This window comes from Streptomyces regalis, from assembly GCF_001509475.1.
GTDB lineage: Bacteria > Actinomycetota > Actinomycetes > Streptomycetales > Streptomycetaceae > Streptomyces > Streptomyces regalis.
The window spans coordinates 68,096-91,496 of sequence record NZ_LLZG01000104.1 but is presented as its reverse complement, the minus strand read 5'-3'; the positions used below and the strand labels follow the sequence as shown (position 1 = coordinate 91,496).

At 71.0% G+C, this 23,401-nt stretch carries 22 protein-coding genes; 8 read left to right on the top strand and 14 right to left on the bottom strand.

The features are described 5' to 3' along the window. Positions 1-109: 109 nt before the first annotated feature. The 4 genes from ADL12_RS15895 (at position 110) to ADL12_RS15880 (ending at position 3,414) form a co-directional block, all read left to right on the top strand. Positions 110-889 carry an alpha/beta hydrolase gene (locus ADL12_RS15895; RefSeq protein WP_062702845.1) on the top strand — a complete coding sequence of 260 codons (780 nt, stop codon included), beginning with the start codon at positions 110-112 and terminating at the stop codon, positions 887-889. Next, positions 882-1,583: a hypothetical protein gene (locus ADL12_RS15890; protein WP_062702843.1), complete on the top strand. Its 702-nt coding sequence runs from the start codon at positions 882-884 to the stop codon at positions 1,581-1,583. Before ADL12_RS15895 ends, ADL12_RS15890 begins: the two co-directional genes overlap by 8 nt. A 180-nt stretch (positions 1,584-1,763) precedes the next feature. Beyond that, complete coding sequence (locus ADL12_RS15885) at positions 1,764-2,387, top strand: RNA polymerase sigma factor (protein ID WP_062702842.1); 624 nt, start codon at positions 1,764-1,766, stop codon at positions 2,385-2,387. Next, the gene (locus ADL12_RS15880) at positions 2,380-3,414 is read left to right on the top strand and encodes a CU044_5270 family protein (RefSeq protein ID WP_062702840.1); all 1,035 of its coding nucleotides are present in this window, start codon (positions 2,380-2,382) and stop codon (positions 3,412-3,414) included. Before ADL12_RS15885 ends, ADL12_RS15880 begins: the two co-directional genes overlap by 8 nt. Here the strand turns inward: ADL12_RS15880 and ADL12_RS15875 are convergent, their stop codons facing one another. The 6 genes from ADL12_RS15875 to ADL12_RS15850 all read right to left on the bottom strand — a co-directional run bounded on the left by ADL12_RS15875 (position 3,415) and on the right by ADL12_RS15850 (position 8,550). Further along, complete coding sequence (locus ADL12_RS15875) at positions 3,415-4,164, bottom strand: endonuclease/exonuclease/phosphatase family protein (protein WP_062702949.1); 750 nt, start codon at positions 4,162-4,164, stop codon at positions 3,415-3,417. Between the two features lie 128 nt (positions 4,165-4,292). Then, positions 4,293-5,246 carry an ROK family glucokinase gene (locus ADL12_RS15870; RefSeq protein WP_062702838.1) on the bottom strand — a complete coding sequence of 318 codons (954 nt, stop codon included), beginning with the start codon at positions 5,244-5,246 and terminating at the stop codon, positions 4,293-4,295. Between the two features lie 112 nt (positions 5,247-5,358). Then, positions 5,359-5,844, bottom strand: a complete 486-nt coding sequence (locus ADL12_RS15865) for a DUF5304 domain-containing protein (protein ID WP_062702836.1) — start codon at positions 5,842-5,844, stop codon at positions 5,359-5,361. A gap of 57 nt (positions 5,845-5,901) precedes the next feature. Next, entirely contained in the window at positions 5,902-7,077 is a 1,176-nt protein-coding gene (locus ADL12_RS15860) for an ArsA family ATPase (RefSeq protein ID WP_062702834.1), read from the bottom strand. A 99-nt stretch (positions 7,078-7,176) separates the two neighbouring features. Continuing rightward, positions 7,177-7,617 carry an SRPBCC family protein gene (locus tag ADL12_RS15855; protein WP_062702832.1) on the bottom strand — a complete coding sequence of 147 codons (441 nt, stop codon included), beginning with the start codon at positions 7,615-7,617 and terminating at the stop codon, positions 7,177-7,179. Between the two features lie 135 nt (positions 7,618-7,752). Continuing rightward, positions 7,753-8,550, bottom strand: coding sequence for a metallophosphoesterase family protein (locus tag ADL12_RS15850; RefSeq protein ID WP_079052068.1), 798 nt, complete (start codon positions 8,548-8,550; stop codon positions 7,753-7,755). A 308-nt stretch (positions 8,551-8,858) separates the two neighbouring features. Between ADL12_RS15850 and ADL12_RS15845 the strand changes: the two genes are divergently transcribed. Beyond that, entirely contained in the window at positions 8,859-10,655 is a 1,797-nt protein-coding gene (locus ADL12_RS15845; RefSeq protein ID WP_062702828.1) for an AMP-dependent synthetase/ligase, read from the top strand. 58 nt (positions 10,656-10,713) lie between these two features. Here the strand turns inward: ADL12_RS15845 and ADL12_RS15840 are convergent, their stop codons facing one another. After that, positions 10,714-12,336, bottom strand: coding sequence for a GMC oxidoreductase (locus tag ADL12_RS15840; RefSeq protein ID WP_482262147.1), 1,623 nt, complete (start codon positions 12,334-12,336; stop codon positions 10,714-10,716). Between the two features lie 136 nt (positions 12,337-12,472). Further along, complete coding sequence (locus tag ADL12_RS15835; protein ID WP_062702824.1) at positions 12,473-13,615, bottom strand: glycosyltransferase family 4 protein; 1,143 nt, start codon at positions 13,613-13,615, stop codon at positions 12,473-12,475. Positions 13,616-13,734: 119 nt separating this feature from the next. Here ADL12_RS15835 and ADL12_RS15830 point away from each other — a divergent pair, with 119 nt between their 5' ends. After that, positions 13,735-14,970, top strand: a complete 1,236-nt coding sequence (locus ADL12_RS15830; RefSeq protein WP_062702822.1) for a glycosyltransferase family 87 protein — start codon at positions 13,735-13,737, stop codon at positions 14,968-14,970. Here the strand turns inward: ADL12_RS15830 and ADL12_RS15825 are convergent. Then, positions 14,931-16,247 carry an MATE family efflux transporter gene (locus ADL12_RS15825; protein ID WP_062702820.1) on the bottom strand — a complete coding sequence of 439 codons (1,317 nt, stop codon included), beginning with the start codon at positions 16,245-16,247 and terminating at the stop codon, positions 14,931-14,933. The genes ADL12_RS15830 and ADL12_RS15825 overlap by 40 nt on opposite strands. An 88-nt stretch (positions 16,248-16,335) precedes the next feature. On the opposite strand from ADL12_RS15825, the gene ADL12_RS15820 reads away from it, so the two are divergent. Beyond that, on the top strand, positions 16,336-16,866 hold the full coding sequence (locus ADL12_RS15820) for a PadR family transcriptional regulator (protein ID WP_062702818.1): 531 nt from the start codon (positions 16,336-16,338) through the stop codon (positions 16,864-16,866). On the opposite strand, the gene ADL12_RS15815 is transcribed toward ADL12_RS15820, so the two are convergent. The 5 genes from ADL12_RS15815 to ADL12_RS15795 form a co-directional block, all read right to left on the bottom strand. Continuing rightward, positions 16,854-18,047: a hypothetical protein gene (locus ADL12_RS15815; protein WP_062702816.1), complete on the bottom strand. Its 1,194-nt coding sequence runs from the start codon at positions 18,045-18,047 to the stop codon at positions 16,854-16,856. The genes ADL12_RS15820 and ADL12_RS15815 overlap by 13 nt on opposite strands. A gap of 54 nt (positions 18,048-18,101) precedes the next feature. Then, positions 18,102-19,115, bottom strand: a complete 1,014-nt coding sequence (locus tag ADL12_RS15810) for a C40 family peptidase (protein ID WP_062702815.1) — start codon at positions 19,113-19,115, stop codon at positions 18,102-18,104. A 419-nt stretch (positions 19,116-19,534) separates the two neighbouring features. Next, positions 19,535-20,569 (bottom strand): C40 family peptidase, encoded by a 1,035-nt coding sequence (locus ADL12_RS15805; protein WP_062702946.1) that lies wholly within the window; start codon positions 20,567-20,569, stop codon positions 19,535-19,537. Positions 20,570-20,780: 211 nt separating this feature from the next. Beyond that, on the bottom strand, positions 20,781-22,124 hold the full coding sequence (locus ADL12_RS15800) for an NYN domain-containing protein (RefSeq protein ID WP_062702814.1): 1,344 nt from the start codon (positions 22,122-22,124) through the stop codon (positions 20,781-20,783). Between the two features lie 71 nt (positions 22,125-22,195). Then, entirely contained in the window at positions 22,196-22,435 is a 240-nt protein-coding gene (locus ADL12_RS15795) for a hypothetical protein (RefSeq protein WP_062702813.1), read from the bottom strand. 159 nt (positions 22,436-22,594) lie between these two features. On the opposite strand from ADL12_RS15795, the gene ADL12_RS15790 reads away from it, so the two are divergent. After that, positions 22,595-23,395, top strand: a complete 801-nt coding sequence (locus tag ADL12_RS15790; RefSeq protein WP_244187908.1) for a rhomboid family intramembrane serine protease — start codon at positions 22,595-22,597, stop codon at positions 23,393-23,395. Positions 23,396-23,401 lie beyond the last annotated feature (6 nt).

Below are 23,401 nucleotides of genomic sequence, written 5' to 3'. Positions count from 1 at the left end.
GCACTGTCAAAGAGTCCGACGGCCCTGGTCGGTGTCAGTGCGGTCGCGTACGGTGAAGCACACCTGGCTGTATCGATGTCCGTCCTTCTCACGAACAGGAGGCCGTAAGGTGCCGGTCCTTCCTGGAGCCGAGCCGTACCGCCACGAGGGCGGGGAGGTCGGGGTTCTGCTCTGCCACGGCTTCACCGGTTCCCCCCAGTCGCTGCGCCCCTGGGCGGAGTATCTCGCCGAGCGCGGGTTCACCGTCTCGCTGCCGCTGCTGCCGGGCCACGGCACCCGCTGGGAGGACATGCAGCTCACCGGCTGGCAGGACTGGTACGCCGAGGTGGACCGCGAGCTGCGCAACCTCCGCGACCGCTGCGAGCGGGTCTTCGTCGCCGGCCTGTCCATGGGCGGCGCCCTGGCACTGCGGCTCGCCGCGAAGCACGGGGAGGACGTCGCGGGCGTGCTGGTCGTCAACCCCGCCAACAAGGTGCACGGGCTGTACGCGTACACCCTTCCGGTGTCCCGCCACTTCGTCCGTACGGTGCCGGGGGTCGCCGGTGACATCGCGAAGGAGGACGGCATCGAGATCGGGTACACCCGGGTGCCGCTGCACGCGGCCCACTCCCTGCGGACCTTCTTCCGCCTGGTCGACGGCGAGCTGCCGCAGGTCACCCAGCCTCTGCTGCTCCTGCGCAGCGCCCAGGACCACACCGTGCCGCCCGCGGACTCGGCCCGGGTACTGAGCCGGGTGTCGTCGACGGACGTAACGGAGATCGTGCTGGAACAGAGTTATCACGTGGCGACGTTGGACCATGACGCGGACCGGATCTTCGAGGAGAGCCTCGGCTTCATCGACCGGCTCGCAACCGGCGTCGGCAAAGAAGGGACAACCACACGTGGCTGAGCACGGCTCCGACCGCGACAGGCGCGAGGACCACGACGATCGCGAGCCGGAAGAGCAGCACGTCCCGTTCGACGAGGACGCCGCCTGGGCGGCGATCGTCGCCGGGTACGGCGACGAGCCGCCGGACCCGCCCGGCGCGAAGCCGTTCAAGTCGGTCGAGGACCTGGCGCTGCTGGAGTCCGAGACGAACGACGAGGCGGGCGGCGGGACGGACACCGGGACGGGCGGAGGGCCGAAGGGCAAGAAGGAAAAGAAGGAAAAGAAGGGCGACGAGACCGGGGAGACCGAGGGAACCGGGCAGATCGGGGAGACCGGGGAGCCCCGGGAGGACAAGCCGGTCGAGCCGGGCAAGCCGCTGGGCAGCTCCGTCTCCTTCGCGCCCGGCGTCGGCCCGCGCGACTACAGCGTGCCCGAGCCGTCCGAGGACGACTTCGACGCCGACGACGAGGGCCACTTCGTCCCGCCGGAGCCGCCGACGCTGCCCGCCGCCGACGCGACGGCGAAGTTCGCCTGGCTCGCGGTGATCGGCGGGCCGGTCCTGCTGCTGCTCGCGGTCGTGTTCGGCTGGGAGATGACCTGGTGGCTGGCCACCCTCGGCATCGGCGGCTTCCTGGGCGGCTTCGCCACGCTGGTGATGCGGATGAAGACGGACGACGACGAGGACGACGACCCGGGGCGCGGCGCGGTCGTCTGACGCACCTTCGATGAGGGCCCGTCCGGAGACACTCCGGGCGGGCCCTCACCTGTCTCCTCAGTCGGCCACCGGATCCGGCACGCAAAAAGGGAACTCGGTTCCGCCGAGCGGCGAAGGAGAGATGAACACCCTGAACAAGCCCAAGCCTTCGAGGCGTTCAGACGAACGAAAGGAGCCCCGATGACCGTCGGACCACCGGGCGTCGGCACCCGCGACGAGGATCGCGAGGAGAGTGATGCCCGCGTGATCGCGCGGTCCCGGGACGAGCCCGAGCAGTTCGCCGTGCTCTACGACCGATACGCCCAAGCCGTGCACCGTTACGCGGCCCGGCGGCTCGGTCCCGAGGCGGCGGAGGATCTGATGGCGGAGACCTTCATCACCGCCTTCCAGCGGCGCCAGACCTACGACCTCGGGCGGGACGACGCCCGCCCCTGGTTGTTCGGCATCGCGACGAACCTCGTGGGCCGGCACCGCCGGGCCGAGGCGCGCCGGTTCAAGGCGCTCGCTCGGCTGCCGGAGCCGGTGGAGCACGAGGAACCGGTCGCCGACCGGGCGGTTTCCAGAGCCGGTGCCACGGGGGTGCGCCGGGAACTGGCAGCTGCGCTGGGCGGGTTGTCCGCCCGGCACCGCGATGTCGTCCTGCTGGTGGCCTGGGCCGGCCTCGACTACGAAGAGGCGGCCCAGGCCCTCGGCGTGCCGGTCGGCACCGTCAGATCCCGGCTGCACCGGGCTCGCAGCAGATTGCGCGAAGCACTGGGCGGATCCGATCCGACGGCATTCCGAGAGGCAGACGCCCATGCATGACATCGACGACCCGAGAGAACTCGCCGAACTGCGAGAACTGAGGGACTTCCCGCCGGGGGGTCCCCCGCTCGACGACTCCACCCGGCACCGGGTGCGCGGGCGCCTGCTCGCCGCGATGGACCAGCCCGCCCCGGTCCTGCGGCCGCGGCGCCCCGTCCTGCGCATCGCCCTGACCGGGGCGCTCGCCGCGGCGGTCGCCGCCGGGGTCCTGGTCGCCGTGCGGGACGACGACGGTGCGGGCCCGGACCGGGGCCGTACGGCCCAGCCGCCCGCTACCAGCGCCCCCGCCATGCGGAACGTGAGCGCGCAGACCGTGCTCAACGGGGCCGCCGCCTATGAGCGCAAGCACGAGCGGACGGTCACCCCGCGCGACGACCAGTTCATCTACACCAAGGAGATCATCAAGGAGACCGAGCAGAAGACCGGCGAGACGAAGAGCTACGTCGACGAGAACTGGCGCTCGGTGGACGGCTCGAAGCCGTCCTGGATCATGGAGATCGGCAAGGGGTGGTGGTCGCCGCCGCTCGAGGAGAACCAGAGCAGCTGGCCTCCGCAGGACTGGGGAACGCTGCGGAAGCTGCCGACCGATCCCAAGAAGCTGATCCTCTCGATCCAGGACGACTGGGGCATGGGCGAGAAGGTCGACTCGCTGGACGACATCGGCGACCAGGAGTGGTCGAACATCCACTTCAGCCTCGCCGGACTGCTCAAGCTGGTCCCGGTGATGCCGGAGGGGCTGCGTCCGGCGGCGTACGAGGCGCTCGGCATGGTGCCCGGGGTGAAGGCGGTGCCGAACCAGCAGGACGCGAAGGGACGCACCGGCGTGGCCATCACGTACGACGACCCCACGCTTCCGGAGGGCGCCGCGGGCTTCGGCGGCTACTTCGTCTTCGACCCGAAGACGTACGCGTTCCTCGGCTTCCGTGACGAGCGCACCTCGGGCGACGGCCCGAGCATGAAGAGGTACACCCAGCTCTCCTACCTCGACAGCTGGGCCGTCGTCGACAAGGCGAAGCAGCGGCCGTAGCTACGCGCTGGCGGGCACCCTGAGGGCGGCCAGGACCGGAAGGTGGTCCGTGGCCGCCCTCAGGTCTGTCTCGGTCACGCCGGGGTGGCCGAGGGGTACTCCGCAGCCGAGCACGTCGACGCCCTTGGTGGCGAAGATCGCGTCGATACGTTGATGGGGGTCGGCCGGGGTCGAGGTGTACTCGCCGCCCCAGGGGGCGGTGGCCCAGCAGTCCTTCAGGTCGGTGGACATGCGGCTGAAGGTACGGCCGGTGGGGCGCTCGTTCAGGTCACCGCCTGCGATCGCGTGCTCCACGCCCAGGCCGGCCAGCCGGTCGAGGAGCATGCCGGCCTGCTCGTAGCGCTCGTCCTTCTGCAGGCTGAGGTGACAGCTGAGGACGCCGAGGCGGGCGCCGCCGAACCGGACCACTGCCGTGGCCAGGCCGCGGCGGTGCAGACCCGGAGTCAGCGGCAGCAGCACGTCCTCGGTCCGCTCGACCGTGGCCCGGAGGTTGCACAGGATCGCAGGCCCCGCTGCCGTGGCGCCGCCGGTGAGGATCACGAGGTTCGCTGCGCGAGCCAGGCGGGAGAGTTTCTTGCGCCAGCGGAAGAAGCGGGGGGCTTCTTGGATCAGGACCAGGTCGGGATCGCAGGCGGTGATGACGCGGGCGAGGGCGGCTGTGTCGTCGCGCATCGAGCGGATGTTGTAGCTCAGGACCCTGATGACCGGGGAACCGTCGGGCTCCGTGCGGGAATTGGGGAGCGACTCCATGTCGATCAATTTACGCCCAATAGCTCGGGGCGCGAGGTTCGTTGGCGACTGCCGGTTCGTCGTGGCTTGTCGCGCAGTTCCCCGCGCCCCTGAGGTGGGGACAGTCCCCGGCGTCCAAAAAGTGGGGCTTACATGATCGGGTCGGGCTCTCTCGCCAGGTCCGCCGCGCCCACCAGGCCCGCCTTGTTGCCCAGCTGGGCCGCGATGACGTCGGCCACCGGGCGCCAGTTGCCGCCCACCAGCCAGCGCTTGTAGGACTTGCGGATCGGGTCGAGGACCAGTTCGCCCTCGTCGGAGAGGCCGCCGCCGACGATGAAGGCGGACGGGTCGAAGAGGGAGGCCAGGTCGGCGAGGCCGGCGCCGGCCCAGCGGGCGAGTTCGCGGTAGGAGTCGACGGCGACCGGGTCGCCCTGGCGGGCGGCCATGGAGATGTGCTTGCCCTCGATGCCCTCGGGGGTGCCGTCGCCCATGCCGAGCAGGATCTCGGCGTTCTCGGGGGTGGCGTTGGCGCGCTGCTTGGCGTATCTGACGAGGGCGCGCCCGGAGGCGTACTGCTCCCAGCAGCCCTGCGAGCCGCAGCCGCACATCAGGCCGTCCGGCACCATGCGGATGTGGCCGAACTCTGCGGCCACGCCGTAGTGCCCGCGGCGCAGCTTGTTGCCGATGATGATGCCGCCGCCGAGGCCGGTGCCGAGCGTGATGCAGATGACGTTGCGGTGGCCCTTGCCCGCGCCGAACTTGTACTCGCCCCACGCGGCCGCGTTGGCGTCGTTCTCGACGACGACCGGGAGGCCGACGCGGGCCTCGACCTTCGCCTTCAGCGGCTCGTTGCGCCAGTCGATGTTGGGGGCGAAGTAGACCTCGGAACGCTGACGGTTGACGTATCCGGCGGCACCGATGCCCACGCCGACGATCTCGTGCCCGGCGCGTGCGCCCTCCACCGCGGAGGCGATGGCGTCCACGATGCCCTCGGGCGTGCCCGGGGTCGGCACCTTGTGGGTCGAGAGGATGTTGCCTTCCTCATCGACCACGCCGGCCGCGATCTTCGTGCCGCCGATGTCGACGCCGATGGTGAGTCCCATGAATCCCTCAGTTTCGGTCGAGCCCCGCTACGGCCAACGGTACCCGAGGCCCTGCCGTCAGGGTCCCGTCGTCCGACCGGTGGGCAGCCCGGCTGAGGGGCGGTCGCGGGCCTCAGTCCAGGTCGATGCGCTCGCCGGGGCCGGCGTCGTCGCCCCGGTCGCGGCGCTCGTCGGGATCCTGGTCCCCGGTGGTCCAGCGCCGTTCCTGGGCCTGGACCGCGGAGCGGTAGGCGGCGAGGATTTCGTTGCCCGCCGCGGCCAGATGGTCGAAGACGTCCGGGTTGCGCTCGATGACGGGCTCGACGGCGGCCTTGGCCTGCTCCACGACCTGCTTGACCACCTGCTGGGCGGCGGGTCCGGCGACCGCGCCGAGCAGCGGGGACTGGAGGGTCGACAGCTTGTCCGCGACCGCGTCGACGAGCTTGCGCAGTTCCTCGGCGGCCGAGCCGGGCGGCGGGCCGTACTCGGCGCGACGGCGGGCCTTCTCCGCCGCGAGGTCCTCGGCGCACGCCGTCGCCCAGGCGTCGGCGTCGGTCGCCCGTACCTCGTCGATCGCCTCGTGCTGACCGGCGTCGGACGGGGGGAGCTCTTCGCTCATGACGGACTCCTGACTACGGTTCGTCTCTCCGACGTTACCCGAACGGGCGCACCCGCTTCACCGGGTCCGCGGCCAGAGATCCGGATCCGGCGCGAACCGGATCCGCAGCTCGCCGTCGCGCAGCGCGGCCCCGTCCACACCGCACCGGCGTAGGGCGGACGGCAGGGGCACGATACGCCGGAACTGGCCCACGGTGACGACGAGTTCGTCACCGCGCCGGACGAGGTCGAGCTCGTCGCGTACGGCGCCGGGCAGCGGGATGGCCCAGACGAGGACGCCGTCCTCGGCGAGCCGGTCGGTGACGGGCCACTCGACGGTGGACGACGAGTCGTTGACGGCGGGCACGGCGAGCGCGTCGAGATCGTCGGCGCCCCGCGGGTCCCGGCCGAGGTGCGCGACGCGACGGACGTCGTGGTCCTCCCCCCACTCCTCCAGGACCTTGCGCTGCTGGGCGACGGGCCCGGCGAGCCAACTGTCCGCCGGCGCCTGCGCCTCCGGCAGGACCCGGTTGGCGACCAGCAGGTCGGGGCGCAGGCCGCGCAGGGCGAGGGCGAGGGTGGCGGCACGTACGGCGTCGGCGCCGCCCGGGCCCGGCTCGGCGACCAGCCGTACGACGGTGTCACGGTCGGCTACGACGGCCTCGACGGCGGCGAGCTCGACGTCCCAGCGGCCCGCGGTCTCGTACAGCCACTCCGCCGGCATCGGAACGCCGGCCAGCCGCCCCAGGACGGGCCGCAGCGCACGGGCCGCCTGCCGCTCGGACGGGAGCAGCCGGCGCAGATAGCGGCGCAGCTCCTCGGGGAGCGAGAGCAGGGCGAGGGCGTGCGGGGTGGCCGGGAGGTCGACCACGAGCAGGTCGTGGGCCTCGGCGAGGGCGGCGTCCCGCAGGGCGCGGAGCAGCGCGAGCTCCTCGGCGCCAGGGAGGGGGGTGACCTCGTCCGGGTCGAGCCGGGAGGCGCCGAGGAGGTCGAGGGCGGTGGTGGCACGTTCCTGGAAGGCGGCGAGGTCGTCCCGGAACCCGGTGGCGGCGTCGGGCCGCCAGGCGGTGAGGTGGGGGGCGACCTCGGTCGGGGTCGGTCCGGTGGCCACGCCTAGAGCCGCGCCCAGGGTGTCGGTGCGGTCGGCGCTGAGGACCAGGGTTCTGGTGCCGTGGGTCGCCGCCGTGAGCGCGGTGGCGGCGGCGACGGTTGTACGGCCGCTGCCGCCCGGGCCTGTGATCAGGATGGTGCGCATGGGGGTGAACCGTAACGGACGCCGGGGTTCTCCCCTGTTGCGAGGTGCCCCGGCGTCGCGGCCCCCGTACTCGAAGAGCCCGGGGAAGGGGTGGAACCCCTACTTGCCCGACTCCACCCGCTTCTTCAGGCCGGCCAGCGCCCGGTCGATGATGACCTTCTCGGCCTTGCGCTTGATCATCCCGAGCATCGGGATCTTGACGTCGACCGTCAGCAGGTACGTCACCTCGGTCGCCCCGGCACCGGCCGACTTCAAGATGTACGAACCGTCGAGCGACCGCAGCATCTGGGACTTCACCAGCGTCCAGGACACCTCGTTCTCGCCGCTCCAGGTGTACGCCAGCACCTGATCGTCCTTGATCGCCCCGGCGTCCATGACGAGGCGGACCTGCTCGGCGCGGCCCTGGCCGTCGGTCTTGAGGACCTCCGCCTCCTTCACCTCGCCGGTCCAGTCCGGGTAGCGGGCGAAGTCGGCGATCACCCCCATGACATCGGCCGGTGCCGCCTCGATCGTGATGCTCGAGCTGGTGTGTTCCGCCATCGCCGTGGCTCCTCCAGATGCGGGCCGGTATGAAGTCGTGTCGCGCACGCGTGTGCAGCGTGAAGGCTACCGCGCGCCCGACCAGCCGACTTCACCCCCACCTGCGCCCCTCACCCACCGCCCGCCCGATACCGCTCACCATTGCAGCGCCCACGGCTTCCCCGACCCGGCGAAGTGCCCCACGTTCACGCACTCCGTCGCCCCGATCCGCATCCGGCGGACCAGCGGCTGGTGGACATGCCCGAACAGTGAGTAACGGGGACGTGTGCGGCGAATCGCCTCCAGCAGCGCCCTGCTCCCCCGCTCGAAGCGTCGCGCCACCGTGTCGTACACCAACTCCGGGACCTCCGGCGGAATGTGCGTGCACAGCACGTCCACCTCGCCCACGGCCTCGATCTTCGCCGCGTACTCCTCGTCGCTGATCTCGTACGGCGTGCGCATGGGGGTGCGCAGGCCGCCGCCCACGAAGCCGAAGGTCCAGCCGCCGATCTCCACCCGCTGCCCGTCCAGCACCGTCGTGCCCGGCCCGGCGTACTCCGGCCACAGGGGCGGCATGTCGACATTGCCGTAGGTGGCGTACGTCGGTGTGGGGAACGCCGCGAACATCTCGGCGTACTGCTTGCGTACCGCCTTCTCGATCACCACGCCCCGGTCCGAACCGATCCCGGCCCACAGCCGCGCCCCGAACTCCCGCGCCTCCTCGAAGCGGCGGGCGGTGCGCAGTTCCACGATGCGGTCGGCGGCCGCCACGCCGAACAGGTCGGGGAAGATGCCGCGCGAGTGGTCGGCGTAGTCCAGAAACAGCACCAGGTCGCCGAGGCAGATCAGGGCGTCGGCACCCTCGCCGGCCCGGGCCAGGTCACGGGCGTTGCCGTGTACGTCGCTGACCACGTGGACGCGCGTCCTGCGGTTTCCCGTCGGTGTCGGTGCCATGACGATCAAGGGTAAGCGTGTGGGGCATACGTGAACAGTGGCGGCGGGACCGATGGTTACTGGCCAGTCGTCAGACAGCTCGACTACTGTGCGCGCAGGAACACAAGCAGAAACACCGATCCGTGTGACGCAGCGAACATCTCGCCGGGACCCCCTGTCGGAGAAGCCATACCGGCGGGTAACGTCCGGTCGGTCCAGTCGTGCTCTGGATTTCAACATGTGAATTCCCGAGCACTTGCCCGAGCCTTGGACCGCACCGTCGCATCACACAACGTCGTGGCGCCGGCGCCCTATGAGGAGCAGCAGTCTTGCGCGAGTTCAGCCTTCCGGCTTTGTACGAGGTCCCTGCGGACGGCAATCTGACCGACATCGTCCGCAGAAACGCCGCGCAGCACCCGGACGTCGCCGTCATCGCCCGCAAGGTGGGCGGCGCCTGGCAGGACGTGTCGGCCACCGCCTTCCTCGCCGAGGTACACGCGGCGGCGAAGGGCTTCATCGCCGCCGGTGTCCAGCCGGGCGACCGGGTCGGCCTGATGTCCCGTACCCGCTACGAGTGGACCCTGCTCGACTTCGCGATCTGGTCGGCGGGCGCGGTCACCGTGCCGGTGTACGAGACCAGCTCGCCGGAGCAGATCCAGTGGATCCTCTCCGACTCGGGCGCCACCGCCTGCGTCGTCGAGCTGGACAACCACACGGCCGCCGTCGAGTCCGTGCGCGACCGGCTGCCCGCCCTCAAGCACGTCTGGCAGATCGAGGCCGGCGGCGTCGAGGAGCTGGGCCGGCTCGGGCAGGACATCAGCGACGCGACGGTCGAGGAGCGCAGCTCGCTGGCGAAGGCCGACGACCCGGCGACCATCGTGTACACGTCCGGGACGACCGGCCGGCCCAAGGGCTGCGTCCTCACCCACCGCAGCTTCTTCGCCGAGTGCGGGAACATCGTGGAGCGGCTGCGGCCGCTGTTCCGCACCGGTGAGTGCTCGGTCCTGCTCTTCCTCCCGCTGGCCCACGTCTTCGGCCGCCTGGTCCAGGTCGCGCCCATGATGGCGCCGATCAAGCTGGGCAACGTCCCGGACATCAAGAACCTCACCGACGAGCTGGCCTCGTTCCGTCCGACGCTGATCCTGGGCGTCCCGCGCGTCTTCGAGAAGGTCTACAACTCGGCGCGCGCCAAGGCGCAGGCGGACGGCAAGGGCAAGATCTTCGACAAGGCCGCGGACACCGCGATCGCCTACAGCAAGGCGCTGGACACCCCGTCCGGCCCGCCCGTCGGCCTGAAGATCAAGCACAAGGTCTTCGACAAGCTGGTCTACAGCAAGCTGCGCGCGGTCCTCGGCGGCCGTGGCGAGTACGCCATCTCAGGCGGCGCCCCGCTGGGCGAGCGCCTCGGCCACTTCTTCCGCGGCATCGGCTTCACGGTCCTGGAGGGCTACGGCCTGACCGAGTCCTGCGCCGCGACCGCGTTCAATCCCTGGGACCGGCAGAAGATCGGCACGGTCGGTCAGCCGCTGCCGGGGTCCGTGGTGCGGATCGCGGACGACGGGGAGGTGCTGCTGCACGGCGAGCACCTGTTCAAGGAGTACTTCAACAACCCGGGCGCGACCGAGGAGGCGCTGGCCGACGGCTGGTTCCACACCGGTGACATCGGCACCCTCGACGAGGACGGCTACCTCAGGATCACCGGCCGCAAGAAGGAGATCATCGTCACCGCGGGCGGCAAGAACGTCGCCCCGGCCGTGATCGAAGACCGTATCCGGGCGCACGCGCTGGTCGCGGAGTGCATGGTGGTGGGCGACGGGCGGCCGTTCGTGGGCGCGCTGGTCACCATCGACGAGGAGTTCCTGGGCCGCTGGTGCGCCGAGCACGGCAAACCGGCGGGCTCCACCGCGGCGTCGCTGCACGAGGACACGGACCTGCTGGCCGCGATCCAGTCGGCGGTCGACGACGGCAACGCCGCGGTGTCGAAGGCGGAATCGGTGCGGAAGTTCCGCATTCTCCCCTCCCAGTTCACGGAGGACTCGGGCCATCTGACGCCGTCGCTGAAGCTCAAGCGCAACGTCGTGGCGAAGGACTTCGCGGACGAGATCGAGGCGATCTACCAGAAGTAGCACGCCCTTTCTGAGTACGTCCTTTCTGGGTACGCCCTTTCTCAGGCGGTACGACGGCTCATGGCGCGGTGTCCTCCACGAGGACCCGCGCCATCGTGCGTTCGGCGAGCGCGGTGATCGTCACGAACGGGTTCACCCCGATCGACCCGGGCACGAGCGAGCCGTCGGTGACGTACAGCCGTGAATACCCCTTCACCCGGCCGTAGTTGTCGGTCGCCTTCCCGAGCACACAGCCGCCCAGCGGGTGGTAGGTGAAGTCGTCGGCGAAGACCTTGTTGGACGAGCCGAACAGGTCGTACCGGTAGATCGTGGCGTTTGCCGCGTTGATCCGGTCGAACAGCTTCTTGGCCATGCTCACCGACACCGCGCTCTGCGCGGCACTCCAGCCGAGTCTCACGGCTCCCGTACCGCTGTCGTACGAGAACGACGCCCGCGACGGATTCTTGGTGATCGCCAGATAGAGGCTGACCCAGTGCTCCAGTCCCGTGGGTAAAGGCGCGATCTCGGCGAAGACGGGGTTGGCGGCGTTGGCCCAGTCGTCAATGCCCATGACCGGCATGGTCGACTGGTTCTCCCCGACCGTGTCCCACAGGTGGTTGGCCCGTCCGAGCATCACGTTGCCGTTGGTTCCCCACCCGGCGCCGACGCTCGCGTCCAGGGCGGGCAGGGTGCCGGTCTCCCGGGCGCGGACGAGGAGTTCGGTCGTGCCGACGCTGCCGCCGCCGAGGAAGAGGTACGTGCAGCCGTACTCCTTGGTCTCGACGACCGAGCCGGTGTTGTCGATCCGGTCGACGGTCAGGATGTACGTCCCGTCGGGCGCCCTGCTGATCGACCTCGCCCTCTCCAGGGTGTGGATGGTGACGTTCCCGGTGCCGAGCGCGGCGGCGAGGTAGGTCTTGTCGAGGCTTCGCTTGCCGTGGTTGTTGCCGTAGATGACCTCCTGGGCGAGCGCCGACTTCGTCGCCGTGCCGGCGGCCTCGCGCTGCATGTGGGCGAAGTCGTAGACGCTGGGTACGAAGGTGGTCTTCAGGCCGGTGTTCGTCGCGTGCTTGCGGGAGATCCGGGTGAACCGGTACCACTCGGTCGACTCGAACCAGCTCGGGTCGACGGTGTTGACGCCGAGCATGGAGCGGGCGCGCGGGAAGTAGGTGCCGTACATCTCCGCGGTGTCCACGGTCGGGAACTGCTCGGCGAAGTAGGACGGGAGCGGGGTGACCGCCATGCCGCCGTTGACCAGCGAACCGCCGCCGACGCCTCGGCCGACGTAGACGGACATGTTGTCGTAGTGCACGCGGTCGAGGACGCCCGGGTAGGGGCTGATGTCCTTGTTGACCACGTCCAGCCACAGGAAGGTGGCGAGCGGGGCCTCGGTGCGGGTGCGGAACCACATGGAGCGCTGGTCGGGGGCGGCGGTGGAGCAGAAGACCTTGCCGTCGGGGCCGGGGGTGTTCCAGAGGCGGCCCATCTCGAGGACGAGGGTGCGGATGCCTGCTTGGCCGAGGCGGAGGGCGGCGACTGCGCCGCCGTAGCCTGAGCCGATGACTATCGCCGGGGCGGATTCGACTGCGTCGGGCTCGGCCGCTTGGGCGGACTTGAGGGCGATGCGGGTGAAGCCGAGGGTGGCGGCGGTTTGGAGGGCCGCCATGCCTAGGATTTGACGTCTTGTCAGCTGATGCTGCATCAGGTTTGATGTCATGTGCGCAGCATGTGCGGATTTTGGGGTTCCGCCTAGTGGGTTGCCGAGTATTCGTTGTTGGCGGCTGCGGGTTGTTGGGGGCTGGTCGCGCAGTTCCCCGCGCCCCTTCAGGCCAGCTGCACTACAGCAAGTTTTTCAAGTACTCCGCCAGCAGGTCCCAGCGCCACTTCTCCTCGACCCACTCCCTGCCACGCTCGCCCATACGGCTGCGCAGCTCGGCGTCTTGCAGGAGCGTGATGATGCGGTCGGCCGCCTCCTCCGGGGAGCCACCCCGGACGACCCAGCCCGTCTCACCGTCGAGCACCGCATCCGGCGCCCCGCCCGAATCCCCGGCCACGACCGGCAGGCCCGTCGCCGAGGCCTCCAGGTAGACGATCCCCAGCCCCTCGACGTCCAGCCCCCGCCGCCTCGTCCGGCACGGCATCGCGAACACGTCGCCGGCGCCGTAGTGGGCAGGTAGCTCGGGCCAGGACACGGGGCCGGTGAAGTGGACCGATTCGGCAACGCCCGTCTCACGCGCCATCCGCCGCAGGTCCCCCTCATACGGCCCGCCCCCGACGATCAGCAGCACCGCGTCCGGCTCGGCGGCCAGGATGCGGGGCATGGCCTGGATCAGGGTGTCCTGCCCCTTGCGCCGGACCAGACGGGAGACGCAGACGACGACCGGCCGGTCCGTCAGACCCAGTCGTGCCCGGACCTCGTCACCGCCCGACCCGGGGTGGAAGGTCTTCTCGTCGACCCCCGGAGGCAGCTGCACCATCCGCGAGGCCGCCTGCGGCGTCAGGGCGACGGCGATCCTCGAGCGGGTGTACTCGCCGAGGTAGGTGATCGTGTCCGTCGACTCCCCGATGCGGCGCAGCAGCTGCCGGGCCGCGGGCAGCTGGGCCCAGCCCGCCTCGTGGCCGTGGGTCGTGGCCACCAGCCGCTCGGCGCCTGCCTTGCGCAGGGCCGGGGCCATCAGGCCGAGCGGTGCCGCCGCCCCGAACCACACCGAGGTGCACCCGTGCTCGCGCAGCAGTCCGACCGCCCGCCGGGTCGCCGCCGGCGTCGGCAGCAGCATCGTCGTACGGTCCCGTACGACCGTGAAGGGCTGCTCGGCGTCGAAGGCGGCGGTGGCCTCGGCGCCCTCGCGGCCGCGCTTCCAGGTGGAGGCGTAGACGACCAGCCGCTCCGGGTCGAGCCGCAGCGCCATGTTGTGCAGGAAGGCCTGGATGCCGCCGGGGCGGGGCGGGAAGTCGTTGGTCACGATGAGCGTCTTGTGCATCGCCGCCGACCTTACCGAAGCCGCTGTTCACAGCTGGAGGTCGGCCACGTGTGTGGCCCGCACACAGCTGGAGGGGACATCATGTTCCCGCACGGTGGGAGCGAACGGCAGGGGATCTGGTGGAGACGACGGGCACGCGGCGATCCCTGGCGTGGCTTCTGGGGATCTGGGGCCTGACCAGGCTGCTCCTGCTGCTCTTCGTGTTCAAGGTGTACGTCTTTCCCGGGCCGGACGTCACCAGTGACGTGTCGGTGATCTACCAGGGCTGGTACGAGGTGCTGCGCACCGGGACGTTCCCGCTCGACGACGTCACCTGGCAGTACCCGCCCGCCGCGGCGCTCGCGATCCTCTCCCCCGCGCTGGTGTTCTGGCTGGACTACCCGTCGGCGTTCTTCGTCCTCGCCTTCTCCGCCGACCTGGTCGTCGTCCTGCTCCTGCTGTACGCGGGCCTGCGCCCGGGCCGGACGCTGCGCGGGGCCTGGGTGTGGGTGGTGGGCGTACCGCTGCTCGGACCGACCGTGTACGCGCGCTACGACGTGATGGTCACCGCCGTCGCCATGGCCGCGCTGCTCGCGGGCGCCCGGCATCCCCGGGTGATGGGCGCGCTGACGGCCTTCGGGGCGATGCTGAAGGTGTGGCCGGTGCTGCTGCTGGTCGCGGCCCGCAGGCGCAGCGCCTGGGCCTCGGCCGCGCTGACCGCCGGCGGCCTGGCGGCGCTGTTCGCCCTCGCCATGCCCGGTGCCTTCGCCTTCCTGACCTTCCAGCGGGACCGGGGCACCGAGGTGGAGTCGCTGGGCGCGCTGGTCTTCCATGTGGCCCGGCACTTCGGCTGGGACGGCCAGGTGCTGCTCAACTACGGCTCGGTGGAGTTCCTCGGCCCGTACGTCGACGTCGTCAGCACGGCCGCCGTCGCCCTGAGCGGGCTCGCCTTCGGCTGGCTGCTGCTGTGGCGGCTGAGGGCCAGGCGGTTCCTGTCGCACACGCTCGCGGACGCGGCCTTCGTGGCGGTGCTGATGTTCACGACGACCAGCCGGGTGATCAGCCCGCAGTACCTGGTGTGGCTGGTCGGCCTCGCGGCCGTGTGCCTGTGCTTCCGCGGCAGCCGTATGGGGCTCCCCGCAGGCCTGGTCCTCGCGGCGTCCTTCGTGACAGTCCTGGAGTTCCCGCTCTGGTTCTCGCACGTCGTCGCCAGCGACGGCCTCGGCGTCACCCTCCTGTTCCTCCGCAACGGCCTGCTGGTCCTCGCCACGCTCCTCGCGGCCCGCGAGCTCTGGCACTCGACGGTCACCCGCACCTCCCCGCTCCCCGTACCGGCTCAGGCGACCCGCGCCAAGGAAACGTCACTGCCCTCCTGACGCCGGGCCCTGCGGAACACCACCAGCACCACCGCGCACTGCACCCCCATGGCGACCGCCAAGGCCAGGCACACCCCCGGCAGACCGAGGCCGGTCAGCCCGTACGCGAGCGGCAGCTGTACGGCCGTACCGAGTACGGTCACCCGCACCAGCACCGGCGCTCCCCCGCTCCCCTCGAAGACCCCGCCGAGCGCGATGAAGCAAGCCGTCAGGAGCAGGTAGGGCCCGATGCAGCGCAGGAAGAGCGCGCCGGCGCGGGCGACGTCGGGACCGGCGCCGAAGGCGGCCATGGTCCAGGGCGCGGTCACGCCCAGCAGGACGGCCGCCGCGACCGCGAAGGCCCCCGCGACCAGCATCGCCTGCCGGCCGATCGCGCGCCGTGCGTCCTGCCCGGCGCCGAGCAGGTGCGCGGTGTGGATGGAGGCGGCCTGGCGCACCGCGTAGAAACCCATGGTGGCGACGTACATGACCTTGTACGCGATCGAGTACGCGGCCACCGCCGTCACCCCGAGCCGCGCCACGATCGCCACCAGCACCAGCGCGCCCGCCTGCCGCACGGTGAAGTCGGCCGACATCGGCAGCCCGGTCCGCAGCGTCCACCGCGCCGCACCGGCGAGCGACTGCGCAGGCCGCGCCTCGGCGGCCGCCCGCAGCAACCGGTTCCGCCGCAGGGCGACCAGCCCCGCCCCGAGGGCCACGCTCCGGCACAGCACGGTCGAGGCGGCGGCGCCCTGGACGCCGTAGGCCTGGATGAGGAACGGGTCGCAGACCAGGATCAGCCCGTTCGCGAGCAGCGCGAGCCGCATCGGGGTTCTGGTGTCGCCGGCGCCTTTGAGGATGCCGTCGACCAACTGCTGCGCGAAGAAGACCGCCACCCCCGGCAGCGAGATCGCGAAGTAGCCGACCGCGAGCGACTGGGCCGAGCCCCCGCCGAGCACCAGCCGCGCCAACGGCTCCCGCAGCAGGAACCCGCCCACGACCACCACCGGCGTGAGAAGCGCACACACCGCCCATCCCCCGCGGACGGCGGCCCGCACGGCCCCCGCCTCCCCCGCGCCCCTGGCGTGCGCGACCAGCACGGTCGTACCGGAGCCGAAGACGAGCGCCACGCCGAGCAGGACGTTCTCGGTGTTGGTCGCGACCGCCACGGCGGCCAAGGCCGAGCCGCCGAGCCGGGACACCCAGACGGTGTTGATGATCCCGGCGGCGACGGAGGCGAGGAGCGAGAAGTAGACGGGGTGGGCGAGCGAGATGAGCTGCTGGCGGTATGCGTTCACGATCCGGCCCCCTCACCGAAACTGATACCTCGATTAGAGGTAGCTCGATAAGAGGTACCATGGCCTCATCACGTCCGCAAGGAGGACCATGCTGGAGCTGTCGATCCTCGGCTTCCTGGCCGAAGAGCCCCTGCACGGCTACGAGTTGAAGGCGCGCATCAAAGCGCTGAGCGGCCATGTCCGCCCCGTCAGCGACGGCGCGCTCTATCCGGCGATCACGCGCCTCATCAAGGCGGGCAAGCTCGACGAGCACGCGGAGCCGGGCGCGAGCGCCGCCCCGCGCCGGATCCTCTCCCTCACCGACAAGGGCCGCGAGGACCTGCTGGAACGCCTGCGCCACCCCAAGCCGGTCGAGATCACCGACCAGGTGCGCTTCAACACGGTCCTGTCCTTCCTACGGCACCTGCCGGACCGCCGGGAACAGGCCGAAGTGCTGCACCGCCGACTGGAGTTCCTCACCGCGCCCACGAGCTTCTTCTACGAGGACGGCCGGCCGGTACGGGCGGAGGAGACGGACGACCTGTTCCGGCAGGGCATGCTGCGGGTGGCCCGGGCCACGGGCGAGGCGGAACGCGCGTGGCTGACGGAGGCCATCGCCGCGCTGGATCAGCCGAGCTGAGCCCGCAGATACGCCCGCCACTGCGCGGTGAACTCGGCCAACGACGTCCCCAGCACGTCCTTCAACGCGCCCTCCACCGCCCCCTTCCGCTGCTCGTGCGCGCCCACGGCCCGGTAGAACTCGCCGAGCCTGACCTCACCCCAGCGGTCCGCAATCATCCGGCAGGCCATCCACCCGCTCTCATAGGCCCCCGCCAGCCTGTCCGCGTCGCCGGTGAAGCCGAAGTCCGCGTCGGACGGGAGCGCCTGCGGCCCCTGCCCCTCGGCCACGGCCCGCCGCAGCTCGGGCGCGGCCTCGGACGGGGAGCGGCCGCTGCCGAGGTAGCCGACCCAGTCGGCGTAGCCCTCGGAGAGCCACAACGGGGTGGCGGCGGCGGTGTCGGCGCGGGTGGCGACATGGGTGGTCTCGTGGGTGAGCACGACCTGCTTGCCCACCTTCCCCAGGACGCCGTACGCATCGGGGTTGACGATGATCCGGTCGGCGGGCGCCTTCGCCGGAGCGCCGGTCTCACCGGTGGTGACGGCGGCGATCCCGCGGTAGGAGGACGCGGGCGAGCCGAGCAGCCCGGCCATGTCGTTCAGGGAATTCGGTACGAGGACCACGACGTGCCGGGCCCAGTCGGTGCCCCACGCCTGCGACACGGCCGGCACCGCGTCGTCCGCCAGCTCCGCGTACGACCGCAGCGCCTCCTTGGACTGCCCGACGCCGAGGACGAGGCTGTCGTCGCCCCGTACGACGTTCACCTCGCCCTGGTCCCACAGCTGCTCGGCGGATTTTCCGGCGGGACGCTCGGCTTCGACGTACCACTCGCCCTGCGCGTCCAGGCTCAGGCTGAGCGTGCGGCCGGCGCTGACCGGGGCCCGGTCGTAGCCCTCGACGCGATAGCGGAGTTCGGCCTCGGCGGTGGCGGTGTCGCCGGTGCGGTGCAGGCCGGTCAGGCGGTAGGACCACCCGGCCAGGGGCACCGCGCGCAGGTTGTCGAACCCGTCCTGCGTGCCCGTCCGGCGATACGCCGCCGCGTCGCGGTCGAGCATCGCGGCCGCCCGCCGGTCGAGGACGCGCTGCACCTCGGCCTTGGCGCTGTCGGTGGCGGGCCGCCCGCCGCAGCCCACCAGACAGACGAGCAGCAGACAGAGCGCGAGGACCACCCGCGCTCCCGAAGCCCGCCTTCGACCAGCCATTTGCCGATCGTACGGCGACGAGGGCGCGGCGGTCAGACCCGTGTCACACCCGCGTCAGACCCGGGTGACCGTCGCCCCCGGCATCATGCCCACCGGGTCGTAGCGCACGGGTGCGCCGGGGTAGGGCGCGTGGATCACCTGGCCGTTGCCCGCGTACATCCCGACGTGGCTGGCGTCGGAGCGGTAGGTGACGACGTCGCCGGGCTGGGCCTCGGAGAGCGGTACCTGCCGGCCGGCGTACCGCTGCCCCTGCGAGGTGCGCGGCAGGGAGACGCCGGCCTGGGCGTACGACCACTGGATGAGGCCCGAACAGTCGAACCCGGAGGGGCCGTTGGCGCCCCAGATGTACGGCTTGCCCAGCGCGGAGTGGGCGGCGGCGATGGCGGCTGCCGCGCGGCCCGACGGAGCGGCCATGCTCCCGAAGTCGGGCATGACGTCACGGCCGGAGCGGGAGGCGCGGTCGTAGGCGGCGCGGTCGGTCCGGGTGAGGGAGTTCAGGAGCCTGCGCGCCAGGGCGAGTTTGCGCTCGACGGTCCGCTTGTGGGAGGCGACGACCTTGCGGCTCTTCTCCAGTTCGACGAGTTTCCCGGCCGCCTCGGCACGCTCCTGGGCGAGGGCGCGCATCGCGTCCTGGAGGTCTTCGAGCTGGCCGGCCTGGTGGGCGCTGATCCGGGCGATCCGGGCGGCCCTGTCGAGGTAGTCGGCCGGGTCGTCGGAGAGCAGCAGGGCGAAGGAGGGATCGATGCCGCCGGACCGGTACTGGGCGCCGGCCAGCGAACCGAGGGCGTCCCGCATGGAGTTGATGCTCTCCTGCTGCCGGGCGATCCCGTCCTGGGCGTCGGTCACCTGCTTGCGGAGCTTGTCGGCGCGTTCGTCGGCCTCGTTGTAGGCCTCGGTGGCCTTCTCGGCCTCTTCGTAGAGGCGGTCCACCTTGGCCCGGGTGTCGTCGTGCGGCGTGGCCGTTGCCGGTACGACTCCGAGGGCCGTGGCGGCGGCTGACATGACACAGAGCGCTGCACCGGCGCCCCGGTCGAACCCGGACGGTGCAAGGCGACGATGGGACCCCACGGATGCCGCAACTCCTTCCATGTGTCGGACGCCACCGGTCTCCCCCGGGCACCGGGGGAAACGCGGCAGACATTGACGCCCTCTCCGGCCCGGGGGCAGGAGATTCTGGTCCGCATCGCTTGGCGATGCCACCACGGGTTCCTGTTTCACAGGCCGCCGCCGACCCATGAGGGCTGGTCTTACGCGGTCTCCGCAGGCGTGACTTCCCGCCCGTCCGGCGGTAGGTCCAACGACTTCCGTTGAAGGACGCGGCGATGCTAGCCGCGCGAGCGGATACCGACCAACGACCGCTGCCGGCACACACAGTGACGCCCCGCCTATGACGCAGGTCATGGGCGGGGCGTGGGGTCAGTCGGCGGTGCCGCAATTCGCTCGTTCGGGCGGCACGCGGTGTTGATCTTGCAGGCGTGGAGCCGGGATCAGATCCGGACGCCGAACTGGAACGGCATGTTGTTGATCGACTCGTAGCGCACGACCGTGCCGGTGCGCGGGGCGTGCAGGATCTGGCCGTTGCCCGCGTAGAAGCCGACGTGGTGCAGGTCGCCGTAGAAGATGACCAGGTCGCCGACCTTGAGCTCGGACTGGCTGTAGATGCGCGTACCGGCGCTGGCCTGGGCCTGCGAGGTGCGCGGTATGGAGACGCCGGCCTGGGCGAAGGCCCAGGAGGTCAGGCCCGAGCAGTCGAAGGAGGACGGGCCGGAGGCGCCGTAGACGTAGGGCGAGCCGATCTTGCTCTGGGCGGCCTGGAAGGCGGCCATGGCCCGGCCGGAGGCGGGGCCGGTGTTGCCGAGGTCCACGCGCTCGGCGGAGGAACGGCTGGCGCGCTCCTCCGCGGCGGCGAGGGCCGCCTTCTCCGCGGCCGTCAGGGTGTTGAGCAGCTTCTGGGCCTCGGCGAGCTTGGCCTGGACCTGTTCCTTCTTCTTGCCCAGTTCGGTGCGGGTGGAGGCGAGGTCCTTGAGCTTCTCGGCGGCCTCGGCGCGCTCCTGGGCGAGTTCGCGCTGTTTCTCCTGGATCTTCTTCAGCGACTCGACCTGCTGGGCGCTGAGCTGGTCGGCGGTGGACGCCTTGTCCAGGTAGTCGTCCGGGTTCGACGACAGGAACAGCTGAAGGGAGGAGTCGATGCTGCCCGTGCGGTACTGGGCGGCGGCTGCCAGGCCCATGGCGTCACGCAGCTCGTTGAGCTCTTCCTGGCCGCGGGCGACGTTGTCCTGGATGGTGGAGATCTCCTTCTGGAGCTTCCCCTGCTTCTCCTTGGCCCCGTTGTACTCCTCGGTGGCGTGCTCGGCCTGCTCGTAGAGCTTGTCGACCTTGGCCTTGACCTCGTCCTTGCTCGGCTTCTCGCTGGGTGCCGCGTTGGCGGCCTGCGAACTGATGGCCACGGCAGCAGCGGCCGCGGTGGTCAGCACGGTCACGCGTGCTCGGCTCGGCTGCTTGGGTCGACGGTGGGACGCCACGGAGGTGAACTCCTTCTTCTGAGTGATCACCCGCTCGGAGGTTCGAGGCCAGACCCTAGTGACCCAGTTGTGATCAGATCAAATCCTCACACGAAAATTCTCGTCACACCCGTCATTCTTTACACACAACTCACATGGAGTGAGGCGAGCTTGACACTACGTTGCGCGCCTGTTCCACCAATTCGGGCATTACACCTGTACGTTGGCGTTTTCAGGACAGTCGCTTGAGAAGCACCGCAGAAGCCACCGGGCGCGCTCCGGCCCGGGCCACTCCGTCCGCCACCTCGCGGTCCGTCGAGGCGACGATGACCGGACGGCCCGGCGGCTCGGCGCGCACCAGCTGGCGGATCAGCTCGTCGGCCGTCACGCCCGGCTTGGAGAACAGCACCCGCACGCCGCGCGGCGGCGCCAGGAGCACCGGCGCGGCCAGCTCGGCCCCGTCGAAGACACAGGTCACCTCGGCGCCGGTCTGCGCGGCGAGCTGGGAGAGCTGGCCGAGCAGCCTGAGCCGCTGCTTCTCCAGCGGCATCTGGGGGTAGCCGGTCTTGGTGACGTTGTAGCCGTCGACCACCAGATGGGCCTGCGGCAGCGCGAGGAGCTGGTCGAGGATCGCGGGGTCGTTCTCGGACAACGCCCGTGCGGCGATGTCCTTCGGGGTCATGCGGCCCGGTTCGACCGCGTCCACGGTCTCGGCGGGCCGTACGGAGACCGGCGGCAACGCCAGCTCCCGGCGCAGCCCTTGAGTGGCGTCCAGCAGGGTGTCCAGGAGCAGCCGTACGCGCATGTCCTCGACACTGCGCCCCTCGCGTGCCGCTCTGCGCGTGGCCTCCAGGGCCGCCTCGGCCTCCCCGAGCCGCGCCTTGAGCCGCCGGGTCTCGCTCTCGGCCGCGGACAGCTGGGCGTGCCCCTCGGCGCGCACGGCCTCGATCTCGCCCTGGACCTTGCGCACGGCGGCCTCGCCGCGCTTGACGTCACTGAGGGCCGACCGGAGCTTGCGGTGAAGCGATTCGGCTTCCTTCTTGGCCGCGTCCAGCTCGGAGCGCAGCCGCTCGGTCTCGGCCCGGGTGTGGTCACGGGCCTGGGCGAGCTCCTCGCGCAGGCGCTCCAGCTCGGCGCGGCTCTCCTCGTCGGCGCGCTCGGCGTCGGCCCGCTGGGCCTCCTCGCCGGCCGCGGTGACCAGCTTGACCCAACCGGTGGGCCGCAGAACATAGGCCGCGGCCGCCACGTCGAGCGGATCCGCGGCCGGAGGCGCCGAGCCTGAGTCGAGAGCGCCGGAGAGCTCCGGCTGGGCCTCTCTGAACTTCTCCCCGATGCGCTGGCGGAACAGCGGATCGGTCTCCAGCGCCGCCGCCATGGCGTTGCCGGCGAACTTGGCCCGCCGGTTCGGCGCGAACCGGGCGTACTGCCGCAGCTGTGCGGGCAGTTCGCCGACGGTCAGCCCGCCGAACCCGTCGGACACGATCTGCACGACCTTGCGCCGCACACCGTCGGGCAGCGGACGGTCGAGCACCTCAGCGGCGCCGTCGCCCGGCCCCCCGCCTTGTGTCTCCACCATCCGTCACACCCCAATGCTGTGCGGGGCCCTCCCCCACTCTCGAATTTACTCGAGCGGGGGGACCCCCATCCTCAGGAGCCGGCGCCCGGCCTGTCCACGAGTTCCACCTTGTCCACGGCGTTGCACCAGCGGCAGCGCACCGACTCGATGGTCTCACTGAGCACCTCGCGCTCCTCGACCTTCGGCTCACCGGCCAGATCGAGGTGGACGTACTCCACGACCTTGGACGAGCGCGTCACGTCGAAACGCGTGAGGTTGCCGCAGAGGGTGCAGCGCCACCGCGTCGTGGCGGTCGGCAGGGGAACCGTCATCGTGACTGTTCGCTTTCCTTCTAGTGTCGGTGATACGCCCCGAGCTCCCCGGTGCGTGTGGCTCGTAACCCTACGGCCTGGCGGGTACTCACCGCTCGGCCGTCCACGGCGGCGAGGCGGTCTGTGCGCGTGCGTCCCCTTACGTCATGCTCTGTGTCCATGATCAGGGACTGGAGCGTGGCGCGTTTCGGGGCTCGGTTCGGCAGGGTGGGCCGTTCGGTCTTCCGGTCGTCGGCGCCGATGACGTACGGGCTGATCGCCCTGTGCTGTCTGCTCTTCCTGACGGGCCCGGCGGCGGGGCTGAATCCGGCGTACGGCTCCGGCGACGAGCTGCTCGCCGCGCAGCGGGCCTACTTCCACCGCTGGGGCGTGGTGCCCGCCGAGCTGTTCGAGGGCTCGCCCCGCGCCGCCCTCACTCCCGCCACGGCCCTCTTCGTGCACGGCAGCTGGGTGCATCTGCTCGGCAACATGCTCTTCCTCTACGTCTTCGGGGTGATGACCGAGGAACGGATGGGCCGCGTCCAGTTCACGCTCTTCTACCTCGGCTGCGGCTACCTCGCCCTGCTGGGCTACGCGGCCGCCAACGACGACTCCACCCAGTCCCTGGTCGGCGCGTCCGGGGCGATCTCGGCCGTCCTCGGCGCGTTCCTGTTCGCCTTCCCCGGCGCGCGGGTGACAAGCCTGCTGCCGTTCCTGCTCTTCCTGCCGCTGCGCTTCCCGGCCTGGGTCGTCCTGCCCTTCTGGGTGACCCTGCAGTGGGTGGCGGCGGGCCGGGCGGAGCAGGGGCCGGGCGTGGCCTACCTGGCGCACCTGGTGGGTTTCGGGCTGGGCTTCGGCTACGCGTGGGCCAGGTTCAGGCCTGCGACTGCTGTGTCTTCCCGGGGGCCGCAGCATCCCACAGCGGCTCCGCCGCGGGCCGGACCCCCGGCAGAAAAACCAGGCCGGCTGGACCACGAGTAGGGTGAG